The sequence below is a fragment of the Psychrobacter sp. SZ93C1 genome, from assembly GCF_015864635.1.
GTDB lineage: Bacteria > Pseudomonadota > Gammaproteobacteria > Pseudomonadales > Moraxellaceae > Psychrobacter > Psychrobacter fozii.
The window spans coordinates 342,387-362,059 of sequence record NZ_JADYWY010000002.1 but is presented as its reverse complement, the minus strand read 5'-3'; the positions used below and the strand labels follow the sequence as shown (position 1 = coordinate 362,059).

General features: G+C 42.5%; 15 protein-coding genes. 8 read left to right on the top strand and 7 right to left on the bottom strand.

The features are described from left to right. Window positions 1-16 precede the first annotated feature (16 nt). Together I6E83_RS04405 and I6E83_RS04400 are read right to left on the bottom strand one after the other, a co-directional pair. Window positions 17-919, bottom strand: a complete 903-nt coding sequence (locus I6E83_RS04405; RefSeq protein WP_197100124.1) for a hypothetical protein — start codon at window positions 917-919, stop codon at window positions 17-19. 547 nt (window positions 920-1,466) lie between these two features. Further along, window positions 1,467-2,069, bottom strand: a complete 603-nt coding sequence (locus I6E83_RS04400) for a hypothetical protein (protein ID WP_110922787.1) — start codon at window positions 2,067-2,069, stop codon at window positions 1,467-1,469. 440 nt (window positions 2,070-2,509) lie between these two features. Between I6E83_RS04400 and I6E83_RS04395 the strand changes: the two genes are divergently transcribed. The 8 genes from I6E83_RS04395 (at window position 2,510) to I6E83_RS04360 (ending at window position 14,408) form a co-directional block, all read left to right on the top strand. Next, entirely contained in the window at window positions 2,510-3,763 is a 1,254-nt protein-coding gene (locus I6E83_RS04395) for a DNA cytosine methyltransferase (protein WP_197100123.1), read from the top strand. Between the two features lie 5 nt (window positions 3,764-3,768). After that, a complete protein-coding gene (locus I6E83_RS04390) occupies window positions 3,769-5,928 on the top strand; it encodes an McrB family protein (RefSeq protein WP_197100122.1) in 2,160 nt (719 codons plus the stop codon). 31 nt (window positions 5,929-5,959) lie between these two features. Continuing rightward, window positions 5,960-8,623 carry a DUF2357 domain-containing protein gene (locus I6E83_RS04385; RefSeq protein WP_197100121.1) on the top strand — a complete coding sequence of 888 codons (2,664 nt, stop codon included), beginning with the start codon at window positions 5,960-5,962 and terminating at the stop codon, window positions 8,621-8,623. Between the two features lie 221 nt (window positions 8,624-8,844). Beyond that, the gene (locus I6E83_RS04380) at window positions 8,845-10,044 is read left to right on the top strand and encodes a sugar transporter (RefSeq protein ID WP_197100120.1); all 1,200 of its coding nucleotides are present in this window, start codon (window positions 8,845-8,847) and stop codon (window positions 10,042-10,044) included. A gap of 336 nt (window positions 10,045-10,380) precedes the next feature. Continuing rightward, a complete protein-coding gene (locus tag I6E83_RS04375; RefSeq protein WP_197100119.1) occupies window positions 10,381-11,658 on the top strand; it encodes an MFS transporter in 1,278 nt (425 codons plus the stop codon). Window positions 11,659-11,825: 167 nt separating this feature from the next. Then, window positions 11,826-12,506 (top strand): glutathione S-transferase family protein, encoded by a 681-nt coding sequence (locus tag I6E83_RS04370; protein WP_197100118.1) that lies wholly within the window; start codon window positions 11,826-11,828, stop codon window positions 12,504-12,506. A gap of 20 nt (window positions 12,507-12,526) precedes the next feature. Beyond that, entirely contained in the window at window positions 12,527-13,384 is an 858-nt protein-coding gene (gene yghU / locus I6E83_RS04365; RefSeq protein ID WP_197100117.1) for a glutathione-dependent disulfide-bond oxidoreductase, read from the top strand. 439 nt (window positions 13,385-13,823) lie between these two features. Next, window positions 13,824-14,408, top strand: a complete 585-nt coding sequence (locus I6E83_RS04360) for a TetR/AcrR family transcriptional regulator (protein ID WP_197100116.1) — start codon at window positions 13,824-13,826, stop codon at window positions 14,406-14,408. A 33-nt stretch (window positions 14,409-14,441) separates the two neighbouring features. Here I6E83_RS04360 and I6E83_RS04355 read toward each other — a convergent pair whose 3' ends face one another. The 5 genes from I6E83_RS04355 to I6E83_RS04335 all read right to left on the bottom strand — a co-directional run bounded on the left by I6E83_RS04355 (window position 14,442) and on the right by I6E83_RS04335 (window position 19,665). Beyond that, a complete protein-coding gene (locus I6E83_RS04355; protein WP_197100115.1) occupies window positions 14,442-15,167 on the bottom strand; it encodes an ABC transporter ATP-binding protein in 726 nt (241 codons plus the stop codon). Then, on the bottom strand, window positions 15,160-16,383 hold the full coding sequence (locus tag I6E83_RS04350) for an ABC transporter permease (protein ID WP_197100114.1): 1,224 nt from the start codon (window positions 16,381-16,383) through the stop codon (window positions 15,160-15,162). Before I6E83_RS04350 ends, I6E83_RS04355 begins: the two co-directional genes overlap by 8 nt. Then, the gene (locus I6E83_RS04345; protein WP_197100113.1) at window positions 16,380-17,576 is read right to left on the bottom strand and encodes an efflux RND transporter periplasmic adaptor subunit; all 1,197 of its coding nucleotides are present in this window, start codon (window positions 17,574-17,576) and stop codon (window positions 16,380-16,382) included. The genes I6E83_RS04350 and I6E83_RS04345 overlap by 4 nt, the downstream gene beginning before the upstream one ends. Before the next feature lie 242 nt (window positions 17,577-17,818). Further along, window positions 17,819-18,661, bottom strand: coding sequence for an HpcH/HpaI aldolase/citrate lyase family protein (locus I6E83_RS04340; RefSeq protein ID WP_197100112.1), 843 nt, complete (start codon window positions 18,659-18,661; stop codon window positions 17,819-17,821). Between the two features lie 239 nt (window positions 18,662-18,900). After that, entirely contained in the window at window positions 18,901-19,665 is a 765-nt protein-coding gene (locus I6E83_RS04335; RefSeq protein WP_265091197.1) for an SDR family oxidoreductase, read from the bottom strand. Window positions 19,666-19,673 lie beyond the last annotated feature (8 nt).

Sequence of the window (19,673 nt, the reverse complement as noted above, 5' to 3'; positions counted from 1 at the left end):
TGATTTAAAGTGCGCGTTAGTTGGCAACCTGCGCTTGGTACAAGCTTAAAATCTCCCCACAAGCTTGCACTGAGATATTTTTTGCAAAACCTTTGCCAAACCAAAAGTCATAAACGGCTTGGATAATAATTTTCACTGCTTCAGTGTCTTTTGGCTTTAATGCTTCTAACTTTATCGCAATCTCTTTTGCCTGTATATCCGACTCACTATAGGGCGCGCTCCAGCCCACACAATAACGATACAGCACATCATTAATGGCCAATACGAATATGGCATTTGACACACCATATAAGCCAATAAGACTCTCAAGCACCTCACAGCGTTCCTCATAAACGCTGACCTCTATCGGCATATCGGCTCGCTCAAACAAACAATCAGCACTGACCATGTGTGAAGGCTTACTAAAATCTTCCCACAGCAATGGATAAATCCCGCTAATCACACCCTTTTCTACCACATTAAAACGCCAAATGGCATAATGCGTGTCTAGCCCTTTATAAGGCAAATGTATCCACCACTGCATCATCGCATCACTGTCATACATGATATGAGTACTACCAATCCGCACCCCCTGATTGGGTAATACGTTCGTATATAAACGATCCATGTCATCACTATAAAGCTTTACTTTATTCAAATTTTCATCACTGACATCACCCAACGTGGCCCTTGCTTCCTCTATGTTTCGATACGGTTTAAACGGCGCTACCCATCTGAGCGTCTCATCAGTATTGTTTACAAAGTAAATGTCATCTTCATAACTGTCTATAGAAACCGTTTCGAGGTAAAACAATGGCTGTTTTCGTATTCGGCCTTTCTCATCATTTGCCAGCGCCGTTATGCCAGATAGCTTTGATCCACCCGACCACTTAAAACTATCTATACGTTTTTGCTCAAATTGATACGTTAACTTGGTCATTGTCATGTCCTTATTATTTTGATTTCGATTGTTTAGCTGCAGCTTTTCATTTTTGCTTTATTCTGAATACCAATTTTAAGCCAGCCGAGTCTATTCGCCATTGTCTAGATGACTTCATTATCTATAAATTTAAGTAAATTAGTCGATTTGGTTGGGCAGTAGTTTTTAGTTTTGATTGGTTTTTAGCCACAGTTTTTCATTGTCGTATTGCCAATAGCATTAGCATATCAACGGGCATTTTTACGGTTCGGTTTTTTGTGTATTAACAATGATGGTTTGTAGAGTTTATACAGGCGAAGAAGCATAGAATTTAACGAAAATAACATAACTAAAATAGTGTGTTAAAGACAGCTCAGTTAAGAAGTGAAGCGTTGCGCCCCGAGGGTTAACTGTTTGCCCTGTTATTTTTGCCTGACTCAATAACTATAATATAAACCTATCTAAAAACAAAGGGTTTTGCTATCGTTTGCGACAACTGATGTCGCCTAGCTTCGCTTAACAGTTATTCACCATGCTCCAAGCTTATACTTGTCTACCGTGAGAGCCGCTAAGAAAAATCAGCAGGAATATAAAAATACTCCTGCTGACCATCATCATTGTTAAACGACACTCGATAGCCATTGATAATCCCATCAAATGGGATGTTTCCTGTCATAGTCATATAATGCGCTCTAATCAACTGGTCAATCACTTGTCGCTGTTGGCAACTATCAAGTAGGCGCACCTTATCGTCCAACCCTATTCTCGTAAACTTAGAAACCGCCATCATACTCATAAACGAAGGGTGGAAATCATCACTAAAAATCACATCCGCATGGACGATGGGCGTAGTAGCACTGAGCACCTTGTGAGCGTACCGCTCCAACTGTTGTACGTGTGCCAAATAGTCACTTTTTTCAATATCCAATACGCGGCAGAGCGCGTAAACAAACTCAGTGGATGAGTATTTAAAATCATAATCGGTTTTGGTTAGCCCTAACTCTGTCGACGATAAGACATGCTCTAGACGCTTTATAGCTTTAGTTTGGGTTTTAACCATTTTCTGATAGCCCATAGACTGGACAATTTGAGCGTATGATAAGTTTTTTTGGTCAATGCGCTGTAGGATTAAAGCCTGCAATGTGTTTGTATACTGACTAGAATGAGTCATGGGAGGTGTCCTTATACTCTGGCGTATTTAACTGTGCCGATAAAGGTAAAAGCACAGTTACTTTGCTGAAAGTTGCAGAGTAATAAGGTGTTGTGCGTTTTACCAGTGGTTGTTTTTCATCGTGCTGGAAGTAGCGTTAAACCCACGATGTGCTTATATAGTAGCAAGGGTGATACTGTCTGTATAGATGGATGTTGATATAATACGACAGCTGATGTCGCTTATAGCTATTTATCTGCTAATACTGTAATGGTAAAAACTATCAGGGTTACTATTGGTCATGCTTTAGCCCAGCACAAACCGTAAAAAACCACAGTGATTAGCTAAAAAAACAAAGTGACTAGATAGCTCATAGCTGAGTGACTAGATACTATATAATATCGCTCAGAACTGAAGCCTCAGTATTAACATGTCATTGAAAATAATAGTTGTGAATAACCATGAAAGATAAATCTGAACTTCTTTGTAAAGCAGAGGAACTAATTCGACCATTAGCAGAGCCTCACATACCTGATGGAACAGAAATGCAAGCAGTGATTGACCAGTGGTTACATGCAGTAGCTACAAACAATCATCTCTTTTGTAATTCAAGCCTTGCTCAGCCAGAAACTCTTAAAAATGATGTAATCTCTATACTTAAAGACAGCAAGGTCTATAAAAGTAGAGCTGATTTTTTTAAAATAGTTTTTGGTGGTTTGCAGTTAAAACCAAACGAAGAAGCAAAGTTCACATTTATTGATTTGTTTGCTGGTATTGGTGGTATGAGACTCGGGTTTCAAAATACTGGTGGAGTCTGTGTTTTCTCTTCTGAATTTGACAAACACGCTCAACAAACCTATCAAAAAAACCATGGAGAATATCCATTTGGTGACATTACTTTAATTGACCCAAACAACATACCTAAGCATGATATTTTGCTTGCAGGATTTCCTTGTCAGCCCTTTTCTCATGCAGGTCTGAAACTAGGAATCGAAGATACTAGGGGTACGTTATTCCATGATATTGCAAATATTATTGATCAAAAAAGACCTAGATTTGCTGTATTGGAGAATGTTAAAGGTTTGATTAGTCATGATAAAGGTCACACTCTCAAAGTCATTTTAAATACGCTGACACAAATCGGTTATAGCTGTAATATCCCAAAAGAAGTTATCAAGGAAGGGGCTACTAAAGAGATTCAAACTTTAGCCAAGAAAATGGTACTAAAATCTGTTGATTTTGGCATCCCTCAGAATAGACAAAGAATTTATATTGTGCTTTGGAAAGACGGCGAAATTGATGAGTTCTTATATCCAGAGAGCCTTGGATTAGATACTCGTTTAGGTGATATATTGGAAGAAACTCCAGACCCTAAGCTAACTATCTCTGATCGTTTATGGGCTGGTCATCAGCGCCGAAAAATACAAAACAAGAAAAACGGTAAAGGTTTTGGTTATGGTTTAGTATCTCCAGAATCACCTTATACTAATACGATCTCGGCTAGATACTACAAAGATGGTAGTGAGATTCTTATCGAACAGCCTAATCAAAACCCAAGAAAAGTAAGTCCAAGGGAAGCTGCTCGATTACAGGGATTTCCTGATGAATTTCAGGTCAGTGGCTCTAATACACAAGCCTACAAGCAGTTGGGAAATAGCGTGACTGTAAGCGTCATAAATGCTTTAGCTGAAAGAATACTACTTAAAATGGAGTGATTCAATTGCAAGATTTAAATGGTTATTTTTCATCGGTTTCTTCAGCGTCTAATTTTCAATGCAAACTAGGCGAATTGGGTGGCTTCATAAACTTTACCAATAGCGGTCAACGTGGTCTAAAAGAGTTTACCGTATCTCTGAAGTCTATATTGACTGGCCTTCAAGACATAATAGACAACATGAATGCTTTTGAAAACCATAGCATTTATGTAGAGAAAGACTGGAGAGACTTAGGGTCTAAATATTTTACTGATCTTGTTTTACAATCAATGATAACTGTTCAAACTAAGCCTTGTTTCGCTACTTTCTCAAAAGTCATAAGCTGGGCAAACGATGTTGATCCGTTAGAACACGATGATAACATCATAGACCTTAGAGTCGACTCTCTAAAGAATGCTATTGCTAAGATTAAAGCGCTATCCCATGAATTCACTCCTACTAATGCTAGTCAATTATCACCAAAAATTCAGACCAATCAGAACACTACAATAATATCTAAAAGCATCATAGGCATTTTTGCTTATGAGCTGATAGAGTTCCTGGTTAATAAAAACCTTGACTCACCTTTATTTCAATACTTAATAGAAAAAAATTCAGAATTAGGAAGTTATAACATTGAATTTAACGGTCATCGATTAACCTCTATCTTTAAAATGTCAGATGAACCTATTCATGAAAACGAGTTAAGGCGAGGGGATAAACTACGCTTCTTCGCTGAACCTATTAAAGTGGGAAAAAATTTATATTATTTGTCTAATCAGTGGACTGATAGTACTGACTCTCGATTAGATGTACAGACATTAATTACCATATTTAATGAGCTATATGATGATTATAAAATCCTTAAAGAGAACGAATGTTATGTACTAATCCAAGTATCACAAGAAGAGCAAAAATCTCTTCCTGATGATGTAACTCCCCTATCAAAACCTTTCCTACTGTTAGCTGGTATCTCCGGTACTGGTAAAACTCGTTTTGTCCGTGAGCAAGCCAAAGCCACAGGTAGCCTTAGCGATACCTACTGCCTAACGTCCGTACGTCCTGACTGGCACGAACCTAGTGACATACTCGGTTATATATCACGCTTGGGTGGAGATGGTGACGCCGAATACATCACCACTGATGTGCTGCAATTCATTGCCAAAGCCTGGCGAACAATTATCGATGCAAAGCTTGAGCTAACAGTTGATGACGACTGTCGCCTCACCGTAACTGGAAATAAAGACGCGCTTAATAAAGTGCGACCTTATTGGCTATGTTTGGATGAAATGAACTTAGCCCCTGTCGAACAATACTTTGCCGACTATCTTTCCGTTTTAGAAACTCGTGAGTGGCAATGGGACGATGAACAATTTATTTATTGCTGTGATCCGCTTTTGAAGTCAGCAACTATTGACCAGCTAAAAGACAAAAATAAAAACGAGTTGCGTAATGCGTTAGGTTTTGCAGATGGTAAATACGACAGAGAGTGGGAGTTATTCTGCAAGCATGGTCTAAGCCTGCCTTTTAATTTAATCGTTGCTGGTACGGTTAATATGGATGAAACCACCCATGGATTCTCACGTAAGGTCATTGACCGTGCTTTGAGCTTTGATTTTGGTGATTTTTTTCCTAATGAGTTTGATGACTTCTTTGAACCGAAAGTCACTCATAACGCCTTGATCTACCCTACTGACTCTCAGGCTTCCATCGATAAGTTGCCGCCGATAGATAATGATGGCAGTAAGAGCATTAATTTTCTAAAATCAATCAATAAAGTATTAGATAACACACCATTTAAACTGGCTTTTAGAGCACTCAACGAACTACTACTAGCTGTTATTAGCACCCAACCTACAGATGAGCTGCAGCTACAAGCGGTTTGGGATGACTTTTTAATGTGCAAGGTATTGCCGCGTATTGAAGGCGATTACGATAAATTAGCAATTATCAATAAAGCCATTAGCAGCAATGAGCAATCATTACTCACAGAATTAGCCGTTATCTTACAGCAAGCGCTATCTGATATTTGGTCTACCACGAATGATACGAATAAACAGCGTCCTGACTTATATCGCAAAAATGCAGATGGTAGCATTTTGTCTATCAATTGTCGTAGCAAGGCTAAATTAGCTTGGATGCAGCAGCGTCTAGAGCGCTCAGGCTTTACCAGTTTTTGGCCTTAAAAATAGACATAGCTGAACGAATGGAGTGGTAATGCCAGAACTGTTAAGGATACAAACCGCTGATTTTGAGCTGTCGATTTGGTGTAACGATGTCAGCAAACGCCAAGCGACTTATCAGGCGACCTTGGCTAAGCGTCAGGCCATCAGCCATCACAGCGCTGGGCAGCCTATGATACGTTTCTCTCCGCCCTTGGCCATTACTGAAGCTACCTTTATGGATCAGCCCATAGAGATAAAAGGCATCGTCACTCATTCTGGATTGGTAGAAGCGCTTGAGTTGGGTGATTTTATTTTCTTTGAAAATATCCAATACCACTTTGAATGGATTTTTCTGAATAATAAACGCCTTAATGAAACTGGCGTAGATGAGTCTAATCAAGCAATTGGAAGCCAAGCTACGGACAGTATCAATAATATTAGTGACGTTGAGCAAGCTTATCTAACCCATCGTAGCCATTTAATTAATGAAAACTTCCGGTTTAGCCAATCTCGCTCTCGAATGCCTGCGCATCTGACAGGCACTATCAATACCGCAAACGATGTCGGTTGGTTGCGCCTGCCCCTGAATTACGTCAAATCAAACCAAACCTATAAAAGCAACATCGCTTTTGAAGTACTGCCCACCAAGATGAGTCTACACGATGACTTGCCAGCAATGTATCAAGCGATTGATACCGTATTTCCGCTATGGCGCTTTAGTCTAGTCGAAAAAACCGAACAGAACAGTGCACAAACCAAACAACGCCATCAGTTTCCCCTCCTTTGGCTCGCTAACTTTAGTCATTTACGCAACCAACTGACCCATGCGCTAAAAGTCATTAATCAAGCACCGCATAGCCGATTGCAGGCTCATACCTCTTATAACAAAGCAACACGGCTAAAAGGTAAGATCCCTGCGCGACTGGGTGCAAAAATAAAAGAGGACTTTGCAAATGGTCTACATGAGCAGCGTTATCAGGTCACCAAAAAGCAGCTAAGTGTCGATACTCTAGAGAACCGCTTTATTAAAATGGTGGTCTCTACCGCTAAGAAACGACTGGCTGACTTTGAATATAAACTTAGGCAAAGCAATGCAGCGCCAGATAAGCAACGGCTATCTGATACATTCTTAGATGAGCTGCATCAATGGCAACAGCCACTACAAAAAACGTTGAAACAAAGCTTCATGACCGATGTGGGTGATTATAATGGTCGCAACCGTGAATCATTGGTATTGCAGCAAAAAGTCGGCTACAGCTCTGTATATCGCATTTGGCAAGAATTAAAGCTTTACCTAGATGTCTTTGACAACCAATCTAGCATCTCTATGAAGTCTGTCGCAGAAATTTATGAAGTTTGGTGCTTTTTGACCCTCAGAAACATCTTGATAGATGAGTTGGGCTTTAAAGAGTTATCGGCTAACAAGCAAACGTTAAAGCTTAAAGACTTTTTTGAATATCAGCTCCAAGATGGCTTCGCTGGAGCATTTGAGTTTGAACGTAATGATGGTGTCAAGGCTCGACTAGCACACGAACCACCATTTAATAAAACCACCAAAGACATTCGGACTTACTCGGTTAGCCAAAAGCCTGATATTGTCTTAGAAGTTATTCTGCCAAACAACAAACGCTTTATTTGGTTATTCGATGCCAAATACCGTATTAAGACACTTAAAAGTCGCTATGATGACCCTGAACAAAATATTGATACTATGGATTTTGTGCCGGATGATGCGATCAATCAAATGCACCGTTATCGTGATGCGCTGATTCGTATTGAACGAGATAAAAACGCTCTTAATGAAGAAATCACCAATAAAGAAACAGCTAGAACACAAAAAAGCCGTCCAATATTTGGCGCTTTTGCCCTATATCCAGGTTATTTTGATCAAGTAAATACCAATAACCCTTATCTCAACTCCATTGACGAAGTCAGTATCGGTGCATTTTCTCTATTACCAAGCCCCCTACAGCCGGACTCAAAAATCAGCAATGGACATTATTGGCTATTAGATTTTCTTCGCCAACAGATTGGTACTGGCATCAGCCCTCAACCTAATAATACCCAATCAACCACTATCGAGTTGACAAATAATAAGTTAAGAAACAACGAGGTGAACAGCAAGGCTGTCGCTTATCAAGCTAATAACTATCAGGTTGATAAAGTTACTAAGCATAATCATCAGCTCGAAGAACATTTGTATTTGCAAGAAGCTGCACGTATACCATATTCAGGTATGGAGCAAATACTCTATCCAGATTTGACTCTGACCATTTCGCTAGCGCCAAAAGCAGGACGTCATAAAGAGTATATTGATGGTTTTGAACACAGTACTGCTCAGTGGTATCATTTACCTCAAACTACATTTTTAGATAAATACAAACAACATATCGTCAATGAAATACGCTATTTAGCTATTGCTACGACCAATGATGCTCAGCCAACGAGTAAACAAATAAGCAAATTATGGCCAATTAAGAGTGTTATTCTTGTCCCTAGAAGCGTGATAACTGCTGAACAATCTGGTAAGAGCACTAATGATACGAAATTATACTACTTATTTAAGCTAGGCAAGCCCCTAACCATAAGAGATAAGATTGATAATGTACCCTTGCGTGATTTCAAAAACTCAATGAAGCTCACCACTCTAGAGCACTTACAACAAGCAGCCAATTTTAGTGGGCTGCAGACCGTCTATCAACAAGCATTAATCTAACTAGGCCTAGGCTCACTTACAAGCCACACTAACCATAGAAACCGATATCATACCTCCCAAAATTTCTGAATAAAAAGCCCATTAACAATCATTAGCAAAAAAGCCCTTTATCTAATGACTGTGACTTGCTATCTTGCCCCGCGACCCATTTATTCTAAAAACGTCTGCCCCCACTTTGACCTATCACACATCGTACCAACATCTGCTTTATATTGGATCTTATGAAACACAACCTTGAGGCGAGCTCTGATGCTCGCCGGACTCAGTATTTTCAAGTATTCTTGATGGGCGTCAGCGCCTTTATTATGAATACCACAGAATTCGTACCCGTCGCCCTATTGAGTGACATTGCCCAAGATTTTTCTATCACTACAGCAGAGACTGGCTGGATGCTGACGCTCTATGCTTGGATTGTCGCGGCCATGTCATTACCACTGATGCTGCTGACCAGTCGTTTTGAGCGTAAACGTTTGCTCTTGGGGCTTTTTGCAGTGTTCATTGCCAGTCATGTGCTTTCCGTATTTGCGTGGAGCTTTGATGTACTGCTCATTAGTCGAGTCGGGATTGCCTTATCTCATGCGATATTTTGGTCAATCACGGCAGCGATCGCTATACGTGTTGCGCCTGAAGGCAAAAAAGCACTGGCGCTTAGCGTGCTGGCGACTGGTACTTCGTTAGCTATGGTATTAGGGGTGCCTTTAGGGCGCTTGGTCGGCCAATGGTTTGGCTGGCGTGCGACTTTTGGTGGTATTGGCGTGATTGCTTTTATCGTATTTGTACTACAAGCGAGACTCTTACCGATGCTACCTAGCATGTTTGAAGGGTCTTTTAGAAAGATTCCAGAGCTGCTCAAAAACCCATTATTGGTCTGCTTATACTTGCTCATTTTGCTTGTTTTCACCGCGCACTATACGGCTTATTCGTATATTGAACCTTTCATGCGCCACGTTGGCTCAATCAGTGAAAACTCCGCAACGCTTGTATTGCTGCTATTCGGTATCGCAGGGATTATCGGCAGCGTGATATTTAGTCGCTGGGGCGATAGGTTCAATACCAGATTGATGCTGATATCGACGATACTGATGCTCGTGTCTATGCTCACACTATTGCTAGCAGTAACATCCGTATGGGCGCTCAGCTTTATTGCCTTACTTTGGGGCGCGGCGCTCATGCTGCTTATTATTTCGATGCAAGCCAAAGTCATTATGGTCGATGTCAATGCGCAAGACATGCTGATGTCGATGTTTTCCGGCATTATCAATTTGGGTATTGGTACTGGTGCGCTATTCGGTGGTTATGCTGTGACTCATATTTCACTATCAAGCGTTGGATATGTCGGTGCAGCTATCGCTGTTGTAGCGCTGCTACTGATGCTATTTATGATTAAGCGCTTTCCTGAGCTGAGTAAAAGACTCGGTTAGCTAAAAAGAAGATATCAAAAAATAGCAGTTAAAATGCCAGCCACATAAGTGAGCTGGCATTTTCTTTAATGTGGTCTACAAAATCATTTTAGCTATTTGCTTAAACACCCATTGAACGAACGTTCAGGTAAGGCTATACTAATTTTTATTGGACATAAGTATGCTTAGACTATCAATATGGTTAGGCCATAAACATAGTCGATAAAATACTGACAGGGATTAAGCACAAAAGGATGAGTGTGAAATGGATAATATTCAAAACAAGGAAGTCGTCGCCTTCGGTCTAAATATAGCTACGATGGCTATCAAGGACTTTCGACTTGTTGGAGGTTCGTGATGGCTGATGGAATGATTCAACAAGACAATAAAGGCCGAGAAAGTCAAGATAGCACCGCGCCTCTCAAGCTTGGCAAGTTGCATTATGCTTGGATAGTCGCTGCGACAGGCTCTGTGGCAATGTTCTGTGGACTTGGGTTAGGACGATTCGCATTTGGCATGTTACTGCCGTCCATGTCATCTTCATTGGGCTTAAATTACACTCAAAGCGGCATATTAGGATTCACGAACCTGATAGGCTATCTCGTTGCAGTGCTTCTAAGTCCGTTCATTCTCCCTCGGTTTGGTACTCGAGCTACTGCGACGGGCAGTCTTCTCTTAATTGCTGTCTCGATGCTCGGTATGGCTTTTACTACCAGTTTTCCCATACTCTGCGCACTCTATGTGCTAACAGGTATCGGTAGTGGCGGCGTGGTCTTACCGATGATGAGCGTCATGTCGCATTGGTTTTTCCCTTCGCACCGTGGGCTTGCTTTAGGACTGGTCATGGCGGGGCCTGGGTTTGGCATTATTCTATCGGGCTTTGTCGTACCCAAACTCTTACCCATCTCTCATCTACTGTCTTGGCAGACAGGTTGGTTAATTTTTGCCGTTATTAACATCGTGGTGGCTTGTCTTACTTTCACTTTGATTCGCAATCATCCAGACGATGTCAGTCAAAATCCTTTTGGGCGCGCACCTACTCTGCCTGTCAAAAACAAGAAAAAGCTAGAGCGCAGCAACATTAAGCTGCTCGTACATTTGGGTATTATCTTCGCCATTTATGGTGCTACTTATATGGTTTATGTCACCTTTATTGTCACCAGCATGGTTGGCTCATATCAACTGAGTGAAGCAACTGCGGGTGGTATTTGGGCATGGATTGGACTGCTTAGCGTCTTCTCAGGTATGTTGTTTGGCTGGATTTCTGATCACATTGGCAGACGTCTTGGGCTTGCTTTGGCCTTTGTTTTCCTTGCCATCGCTTATCTTCTGGTCGGGCTAACTGATTGGCATTCAGGACTGTACTTGTCCATTATCTTGTTTGGCTTAGTGGTGTGGAGTGTGCCTGTCATTATGGCTGCCTCGGCGGGCGATTATTTCGGGCCTGCAGCCGCCGCAAGTGCACTCGCCGCGCTGACTTTTGCCTTTTCAGGTGGACAGGCTCTCGGGCCAGTGGCAGCAGGCTATCTCGCAGAAATCACTGGTGACTTTAGTATCAGTTATATGGTATCTGGCATCGCCGCTTTTGTCGCGCTTGGACTTTCCCTTTTGTTACGTCCACAAAAATCAGCTTAATGAAGACCTTTTTTGCCCTTACTCTAAGCCGTAAGATAACGAACAACTACAAATAAACTTGAACGGTCGTTCATTTTTGTTTATAGTGGCTATAACAAAACGATATTTATATAATCTAAACCCGTTCAGATCTACGACCCATACTTCAATATCATAAGGATAAGATAATGCTTAAGTTCTATTTTCACCAGACCCCTAACCCTCTAAAAGTCGCTCTATATCTTATGGAGACAGGCTTACCATACGAGTTAGTACCAGTAGATACGCTAAAAGGTGAACAGCATACGCCTGAATACCGCGCTATCAATCCTAATGGTAAAGCCCCTGCTCTCGAAGATGATGGCAAACGTGTCTTTGATTCAACGGCTATATTAATGTACTTGGCCGAAAAAACAGGTCAGCTAGCAGGCGCGCCAGAAGATCGCGGTGAGATGTTGTCATGGCTCATGTTTGTAGCGACAGGTTTGGGTCCTTTCTCTGGTCAATCAGTACACTTTAGTCATAAAGCACCAGAAAAAATCCCGTATGCCATCAATCGCTATCTTCGCGAAGCAGAACGTCATTACGAAGTGCTAGACAAGCACATGGAAGGTCGTGAGTATTTAGTTGGTAATGACTACTCTATCGCTGACATTTCAGCATGGGGCTGGGTTGATAAGGCCGCATTTATATTAGGCGAACCTGGCTTAGATAACTATCCTAACCTAAAGCGCTGGTTTGCTAGCATCAACGCTCGCCCTGCCGTAGAAAAAGCACGAAATATCGCTAAAGACGTTGAGTTCAAGTCTGATTTTGATGAAGTCGCTGCACGTGCACTATATCCACAAAACTTCGCAAAAGACGCATAATTGCGCTAGGAGTTATAAAAATGACAGACCAATACGTACCACCAAAAGTTTGGACACATGACGCAGAGAGTGGCGGCAAATGGGCCAGTGTCAATCGTCCCATCTCAGGCGCTACTCATGAGCAAGCGCTACCAGTAGGCGAGCATGAGCTACAACTGTATTCTATCGCCACCCCTAATGGCCAAAAAGTAACGATTATGTTAGAAGAGTTACTGGCACTGGGCAAAGCGGCAGAGTATGATGCCCATATGATTCAGATTGGCGAAGGCGACCAGTTTGGATCGGGGTTTGTAGACGTAAACCCTAACTCGAAAATTCCAGCCCTAGTTGATCAAAGTGGTGAAGATTCTGAAGCTGTATTTGAATCCGCGTCTATTTTAGTATATCTTGCTGAAAAATTTGGCGTACTACTGCCTGAAAAAGGTAGCGAGCGTACCAAAGTTTTTAACTGGTTATTTTGGTTACATGGCTCTGCACCGTATTTGGGTGGTGGTTTCGGTCACTTTTATGCTTACGCGCCTGAAAAATTCGAATATGCGATCAATCGCTTTACGATGGAAACCAAGCGTCAGTTGGATGTATTAGATAAACAATTGGCAAAAAATGAGTTTATCGCTGGTGACGAATACAGCATTGCTGATATTGCCACTTGGCCTTGGTATGGCAATCTAGTCGTGGGTACTCAGTACGATGCGCAAGAGTTTTTGCAGGTTGATGACTATCCTCATGTGCAGCGCTGGGCAAATGCGATGTTAGCGAGACCAGCCGTACAACGCGGCCGCATCGTCAACCGCACTTGGGGCGAAGCATGGGAACAACTAGAGAATCGTCACAGCGCCCAAGATATTGATAATGTATTAGCACTAAAACCAGAGTAGATTTTATTACTAAATCTGCTCTAACCATAGTCAATTCACTCCAAAATAGTAGATTGACTATAAATATTTGTTTTGACAACCATCTGTTCTGACTGACACATCCGTTTGAATACAGATAACACTTAAAAACCAAGTGACATCATTATCAATGCAAACGATAATAGTGTTACTTGGTTTTCTGATTATTAAAACGATAGTTTTAGAACATAGTCGGTTCAATATAATTTGGATACAAGAAAGGCGAGTGAAAGTGCTACAAGTATAGTCAGCGAACTACTAAACCGCTACGGTGTTACCCTCCCTAGAGGTACTATATGTACAATCTGCGGTCGGCTGCCTTGTAGCTGTTTTAGATTTCTTTGACTATAGCAGACTAAGCGAAACTGACACCGCATCCAATTATAGCGGATTAACTATAACTGCTTTTAAGGTGAAAATTATGAGTGCACATGCGAAGTTTAATCGTGATGACGTAATCGAAAAAGCCAAAGACCTCTATTGGGAAAAAGGCTATCACGCTACGTCGATGAGAAATCTACAAGATGTGGTTGATATGCGTCCTGGCAGTATTTATGCTGCTTTTGGTAATAAAGACAGCCTGTTTAAAGAGGCGTTAAATCGCTATGCTGAACAAGGTGCTATAAACCTTGCCAACAGTATTGCCCAAGAAAAAACCAAGCTTGATGGCCTAAAACGCTTCATCCACAGCGTGACTGTTTGCAATAAAAGCACTACCCCGAGTGGCATGTGTATGATTGTCAAAACCATCAGTGAGCTGACGCAGAATGACAGTCCAGACTTGCTGACTCATGCGACCAATATTCTAGAAAATGTCGAAGCGTCTTTTGTTAAAGTTTTTCAGCAAGCCATTGATGATGGTGAGATCAACACAGATGAAAGTGCGGCTGAACTCGCCCGCTATTTTCAAATTCAAATGATCGGCTTGAGAACATATTCGCAAGTAACGAATGATACGGATGCAGTAGAAAAGTATATTGATAATATATTCGCAAGATTTTTGTAGCGTTACTTTGTGATATAGCGTTATTTTGTGATATTAGGATTCAGGTTTTTTAACATTTAGTGAATCACTTTCGATAAGACCGTCTACCAGATTGATAATCCGATCACAGGATGCCGATAGACGTGGATCATGTGTAACCAATAATACACCGCAATCACGCTCACGGTTGACTTTACGAAACAGCTCGAACACTTCGGCAGCCGTTACCGTATCTAGATTACCTGTGGGTTCATCAGCTAATAACAATGCAGGCTCTGTGATGAGCGCGCGAGCAATAGCCACTCGTTGCTGTTGACCACCTGAGAGCTCATTCGGCTTGGTATTAGCAAACTTCTCCAAACCCACCGAAGCCAGTAACTCGCGCGCTTTTTGTATGGCAGATTGATTTGGGCGACCCTTGGTCAGCATCAATGGCATTAATACGTTATCTAACGCAGTAAATGCTTGAATAAGATGATGAAACTGAAAGACAAAGCCAATACTGCCACCTCGCAGTGCCGTGCGACCAGCATCGTCCATATTACTCGTCGGCTGCCCGAGCAGATACAACTCACCACTGGTAGGCTTATCTAGCAAGCCAAGCACATTCAACAAGGTGCTTTTACCAGAGCCCGAAGGCCCGATTAGCGCAGCGAAATCATTATTATCGATGCGCAAATCGATACCATGTAGCACTTCAATTTCATTGGGCTGGCCAATATTATAAGATTTTTTTAGTGCCTCTAAACGCAGCACTTCATGAGAGTTATTATTAGACATAACGAATAGCCACCACGGGATCCAATGCGGCAGCTCGGCGCGCTGGTATAGCAGCAGCCAATACACCGGTTAGCGTCGCTAGCAACATTGCTAACAAGACAAGCTCTATAGACACTGGAATATAAAATAAACTTGGGCCAAAAGTATTAAATGCCCACACCAGCACATAACTCACCGCACTACCCAAAACAGAGCCTAGCAAGCCAAACACAGCGCCCTGAATCAGAAATATCCATAAGATCTGCTGACGGGTAGCACCAGTGGCACGTAAAATTCCAATTTCTCGAGTACGCTGTACGACACTGACAGATAGTACGCTCGCAATACCAAAGGCGACCGAAATACCCACAAAAACGATAATCATATTGGTAGACAAGCTCTGCGCTGATAGTCCACTCATTAACTGTGCATTGGTCTCGATCCAACTCTCCGCCTGCAAAGAGGTCAGACGTCCTACTTGCTCAGCAATATTGTCCGCCTCAAAGATATCGGCAACCGTTAGGTCAATCACTGTGACGCCCCCTGGCAAGCTGAGCAATGATTGTGCTTGCTTTAAGTCTAGATAGACGTAACGTGCATCCAGCTCACGGACACCCAACTCAAATATCCCAGCGACATTTACCACGGTATTGTCCTGCTCACCAGTGTCTAGTCGCAGTTTGCTACCCACTTGAACGCCGAGATTGTTGGCAAGCTCACTACCGATGAGCACATTATCAGCACCGACTCGCAGATCGCCACTGATTAGATACTCATCAAGCGGTATGATTTTTTGGTATCGTTCGAGTTCTGTTCCGACCAATACCACCGACTCCAATGCTTCTCCGCGCCGAACAAAAGCAGGTCCTGATACCACAGGCGATACTGCCGTCAGTACTGGTAGTTTATCTAAGGTAGCGGTAATCTGTTGCCAGTTATTGATAGATCGCAGCCGCTGAGGACGCTTGTCTTCTTGTATCAGCTGTGCAGTTCCCGCTGCTACTGGTGCCAATAAATTGACCTCATCTGGTGATACCAATTGAATATGAGATTGGCTACCAAGCGTTTTATCGATTAAATTGGTTTGTAAACCTTGAATTAAGGCTGTGATAAACACGATAACAGCCACACCAATAGCCACACCTAATGTAATCATCAGCGACTGCACCCGTCCCTCGCGCAAAAAACTGATCGCAATCACCGCATCGATCCATAGGCGCCCGAACAAATTTTTCACTTGGATGTTACCGTTGATTCATTACGGGTTGCTGACTCATCAGTACGCACTCGCTCACCATCGACCAATGGCGAAGTCGCATCAACCAGCACTTGATCTCCGTTATCCAGCCCTGCAATGACTTCCGACATCGCTAGACCACGAAGTCCTAATGTTATTTTTTGACGTTGTACTTTACCATCACGTAGCAACCATACTTGAGCCGTATCCTCTTCGATATTCGCTAAAGCATCATTGGGAAGCACCAAAGCCTGCTCACGGCGACCTGTTTCAATATTCACTGAAACGGTCATGTCTTGTCGTAGAAATTCAGGCACAGGATCAACCGATAGCCTAACCTCTACCGTACCTCGCTGCGAATCGATACTCGGTGCGATGAAGGTAATGCGAGTAGGGAAAGGCTGGTCTGGATACGCATCAGCGATGGCAAGTGCTTTCTGTTGTAAGGCCAATCGTGATAAATTGCGCTCATCAAGCGGTACATGTACCTCTGTATTGCCAGCAAGTGCAATGGTAAATAAAGTTTTACCTGGCTGTACTAGATCGCCCGGCTCCACATCACGAGTCAATACCGTGCCAGCAACCTTACTGCGCACTTCTGTCTTAGCCAATTGAGCCTGCAATGCCGCAATGCGCTCACGTAGTAGCGCTTCTTCAACACCGCCAGATGCCAGTGCCTTTGCTCTTAGACGCGCAGCTTCCAAGTCATTGCGAGCTTGGCTCTGGGACTGCTCCGCCTGCTCCATCTCTTCATCCGATATCGCTGAAATCGCTGCCAACTCACGTCGACGTGCGACATTACGAGTCGCCTGTGCAAGCTGCACCTCAGCTTTTGATAGATCGACCTTTGCTTGTGGGCGCCTACTGGTCACAAGCTCAGCCAATTCAGCCTCTGCTTGACGTACTTGTGCAGCCACATCGTCTGAGCTGAGTACCAATAATAAGTCACCTTTTGCCACTTCGTCGCCTTCTTGTACCAAGCGCTCAAGCACGACTCCTGTCACCTCACTACCAATTTGAGTACGTGATGTCGTCACGACACGTCCGGTCGCAACCACCGTTTGTACCAACGGCATAGATGAAACTGTATAGCTAGGCAACAGTGGTCCTCGCCACCAACGAAAGATAGCAAAACCCACTGCAAGCACTAGCAGAACAATCACAATCAAATACTTATAGTTGACAGCTCGCAATGAGTTTCTCCGATTTTGAGTAAGAGCGTCTTATACTGACGGGCAATATGGTCTATGTATAGTCAATCCTCTATAAATTGGTACGGTGTCAGGCTTGCTTAGTCTACGAGTTGTAGTACTTTCACTCGCCTTCCTTGTATCCAAATTATATTGAACCGACTATAGAAATATTTTATGCACAATAATATCGAGTGAGAAAATCATTATATCAATAATAGTAGTATTGATTTAACAAACTTTACCTACTTATCTAATAGTTGACGGCTGCGCTCAATCACTGGTGCGTCTACCATTTGACCATCTATCTCAAAAACTGCTTGTCCGCTTCGCTCATACTCCTCGACCACACGCTGAGCAAATGATAGCTCAATCTCTGTCGGCTCTAATGCTTGTTGCACGACAGCCACTTGTTTGGGATGAATACACAGCATTCCTGACATGCCCATCTGTGACCATAAATTTACTCGCGCGCTTAATCCTATCTCATCATTGAAGTCAGGATAAACCGTATCAATCGGTGGTGCTAGCTCATGTACTTTGGATATCAAAACCAGCTGATATCGAATCTGATTGGCGATGATATCGGCGGCAAGTGTGCCTACTTGTACTCGCAAATCATTGCACAAATCCAAAAATCCATAACTAAACGCGGCCAACCCGACTGCTTTTGCCATACTGTCGATTTGATATAATCCAATCGCACTCTCAATCAATGCAATAACAGGCAAATTAGTAAGCTGATAAACGCTCTCTATATCAGCAACTTGCTCAGCCTTAGCCAGTAACACGCCAGCCAAATTTGGCATTTTTTGACAGAGCACTACGTCTTTGAAAAATTCTTCGCTGCCTGCTTTATTAATACGTAGCCAAATCGGCTGATAATCTGCACTGTCGTGATATTGCTGCAATGCTTCACGTGCGGTTGCCTTACTGTCTAAAGCTACTGCATCTTCTAAATCGACAATAACTGCATCTGCGCCACTAGCAAAGGCTTTCGCTACTCTATCGATGCGAGTCGCTGGCACAAACAGCCATGTTTTATTTTGAGAAATCGCTATTATTTTATTGTTGATAACTGAATCCATGCGTGACTCCATTATATTGTCCAAGTAGCTATTAGCACATTTATTATGCCACTATACAGCTGATGCTCATTTAAAATTAGCAATTTATTCGTTAGTACAAAACCAAGATTACTCAGACACTCCATCAAAAAACCAAATCAAAAAAACCGCATGAAAATTAATCTCATGCGGTTCTTGAGTCTAATGCAGTTTTAAACAATTACTTTTCTTATCTAACCTATGTCTTATAGATTATCTAATTAAGCTAGCATGCCACCATCGACAACGATAGTCGCGCCTGTGGTATAACTTGAGGCATCCGACACTAGATACAATACGGTACTAGCCATCTCATCAGGATTCGCGACGCGCCCGAGTGGAATAGCATGTAGCGCCATTTTTAAGACTTTATCATTGGTCGTCAAGGCAGAGGCAAACTTCGTATCGGTTAAACCTGGCAATAACGCATTGACACGGATATTGAGTGGGCCGCATTCTTTAGCAAAGGCTTTGGTCATGCTAATGACCGCCGCTTTGGTGATTGAGTAGATACCTTGCTTGTCGCCCGCTACTAAGCCATTGACCGATGCTGTATTCAAAATGACACCGCCGCCTTGCTCTTTCATCATTTTGCCAGCAGCTGTCGACATAAAGAAGTAACCACGGATATTGACTTCAACGGTCTTATCAAAAGCCGCTAAATCTGTATCTAAGATATGGCCATAGTACGGGTTGGCTGCTGCGTTATTGACTAAGATATCAATTTGGCCAAATTCACTTTTGATATGCTCAAAAATTGCGTCAATCTGCGCCATCTCACCCACGTGACAAGCAAAAGCACTGGCTTTGTGACCATCAGCGACGATGCTATCAGCGACTGCTTGGCAGGCATCAATCTTACGGCTAGAGACGATCACATGCGCGCCTCGTGATGCCAATAGACGGGCGATAGACTCACCAATACCGCGGCTAGCACCAGTAACCAGAGCAACTTTACCGGTTAAATCAAATAAATCTTTCATCATTATTCCTT

Bases quoted from the DNA above. Each gene is read 5' to 3' on its own strand.
- I6E83_RS04405 (WP_197100124.1), bottom strand. From the start codon at position 919: ATGACCAAGTTAACGTATCAATTTGAGCAAAAACGTATAGATAGTTTT.
- I6E83_RS04400 (WP_110922787.1), bottom strand. From the start codon at position 2,069: ATGACTCATTCTAGTCAGTATACAAACACATTGCAGGCTTTAATCCTA.
- I6E83_RS04395 (WP_197100123.1), top strand. From the start codon at position 2,510: ATGAAAGATAAATCTGAACTTCTTTGTAAAGCAGAGGAACTAATTCGA.
- I6E83_RS04385 (WP_197100121.1), top strand. From the start codon at position 5,960: ATGCCAGAACTGTTAAGGATACAAACCGCTGATTTTGAGCTGTCGATT.
- I6E83_RS04380 (WP_197100120.1), top strand. From the start codon at position 8,845: ATGAAACACAACCTTGAGGCGAGCTCTGATGCTCGCCGGACTCAGTAT.
- I6E83_RS04375 (WP_197100119.1), top strand. From the start codon at position 10,381: ATGGCTGATGGAATGATTCAACAAGACAATAAAGGCCGAGAAAGTCAA.
- I6E83_RS04370 (WP_197100118.1), top strand. From the start codon at position 11,826: ATGCTTAAGTTCTATTTTCACCAGACCCCTAACCCTCTAAAAGTCGCT.
- yghU (WP_197100117.1), top strand. From the start codon at position 12,527: ATGACAGACCAATACGTACCACCAAAAGTTTGGACACATGACGCAGAG.
- I6E83_RS04360 (WP_197100116.1), top strand. From the start codon at position 13,824: ATGAGTGCACATGCGAAGTTTAATCGTGATGACGTAATCGAAAAAGCC.
- I6E83_RS04355 (WP_197100115.1), bottom strand. From the start codon at position 15,167: ATGTCTAATAATAACTCTCATGAAGTGCTGCGTTTAGAGGCACTAAAA.
- I6E83_RS04340 (WP_197100112.1), bottom strand. From the start codon at position 18,661: ATGGATTCAGTTATCAACAATAAAATAATAGCGATTTCTCAAAATAAA.
- I6E83_RS04335 (WP_265091197.1), bottom strand. From the start codon at position 19,665: ATGATGAAAGATTTATTTGATTTAACCGGTAAAGTTGCTCTGGTTACT.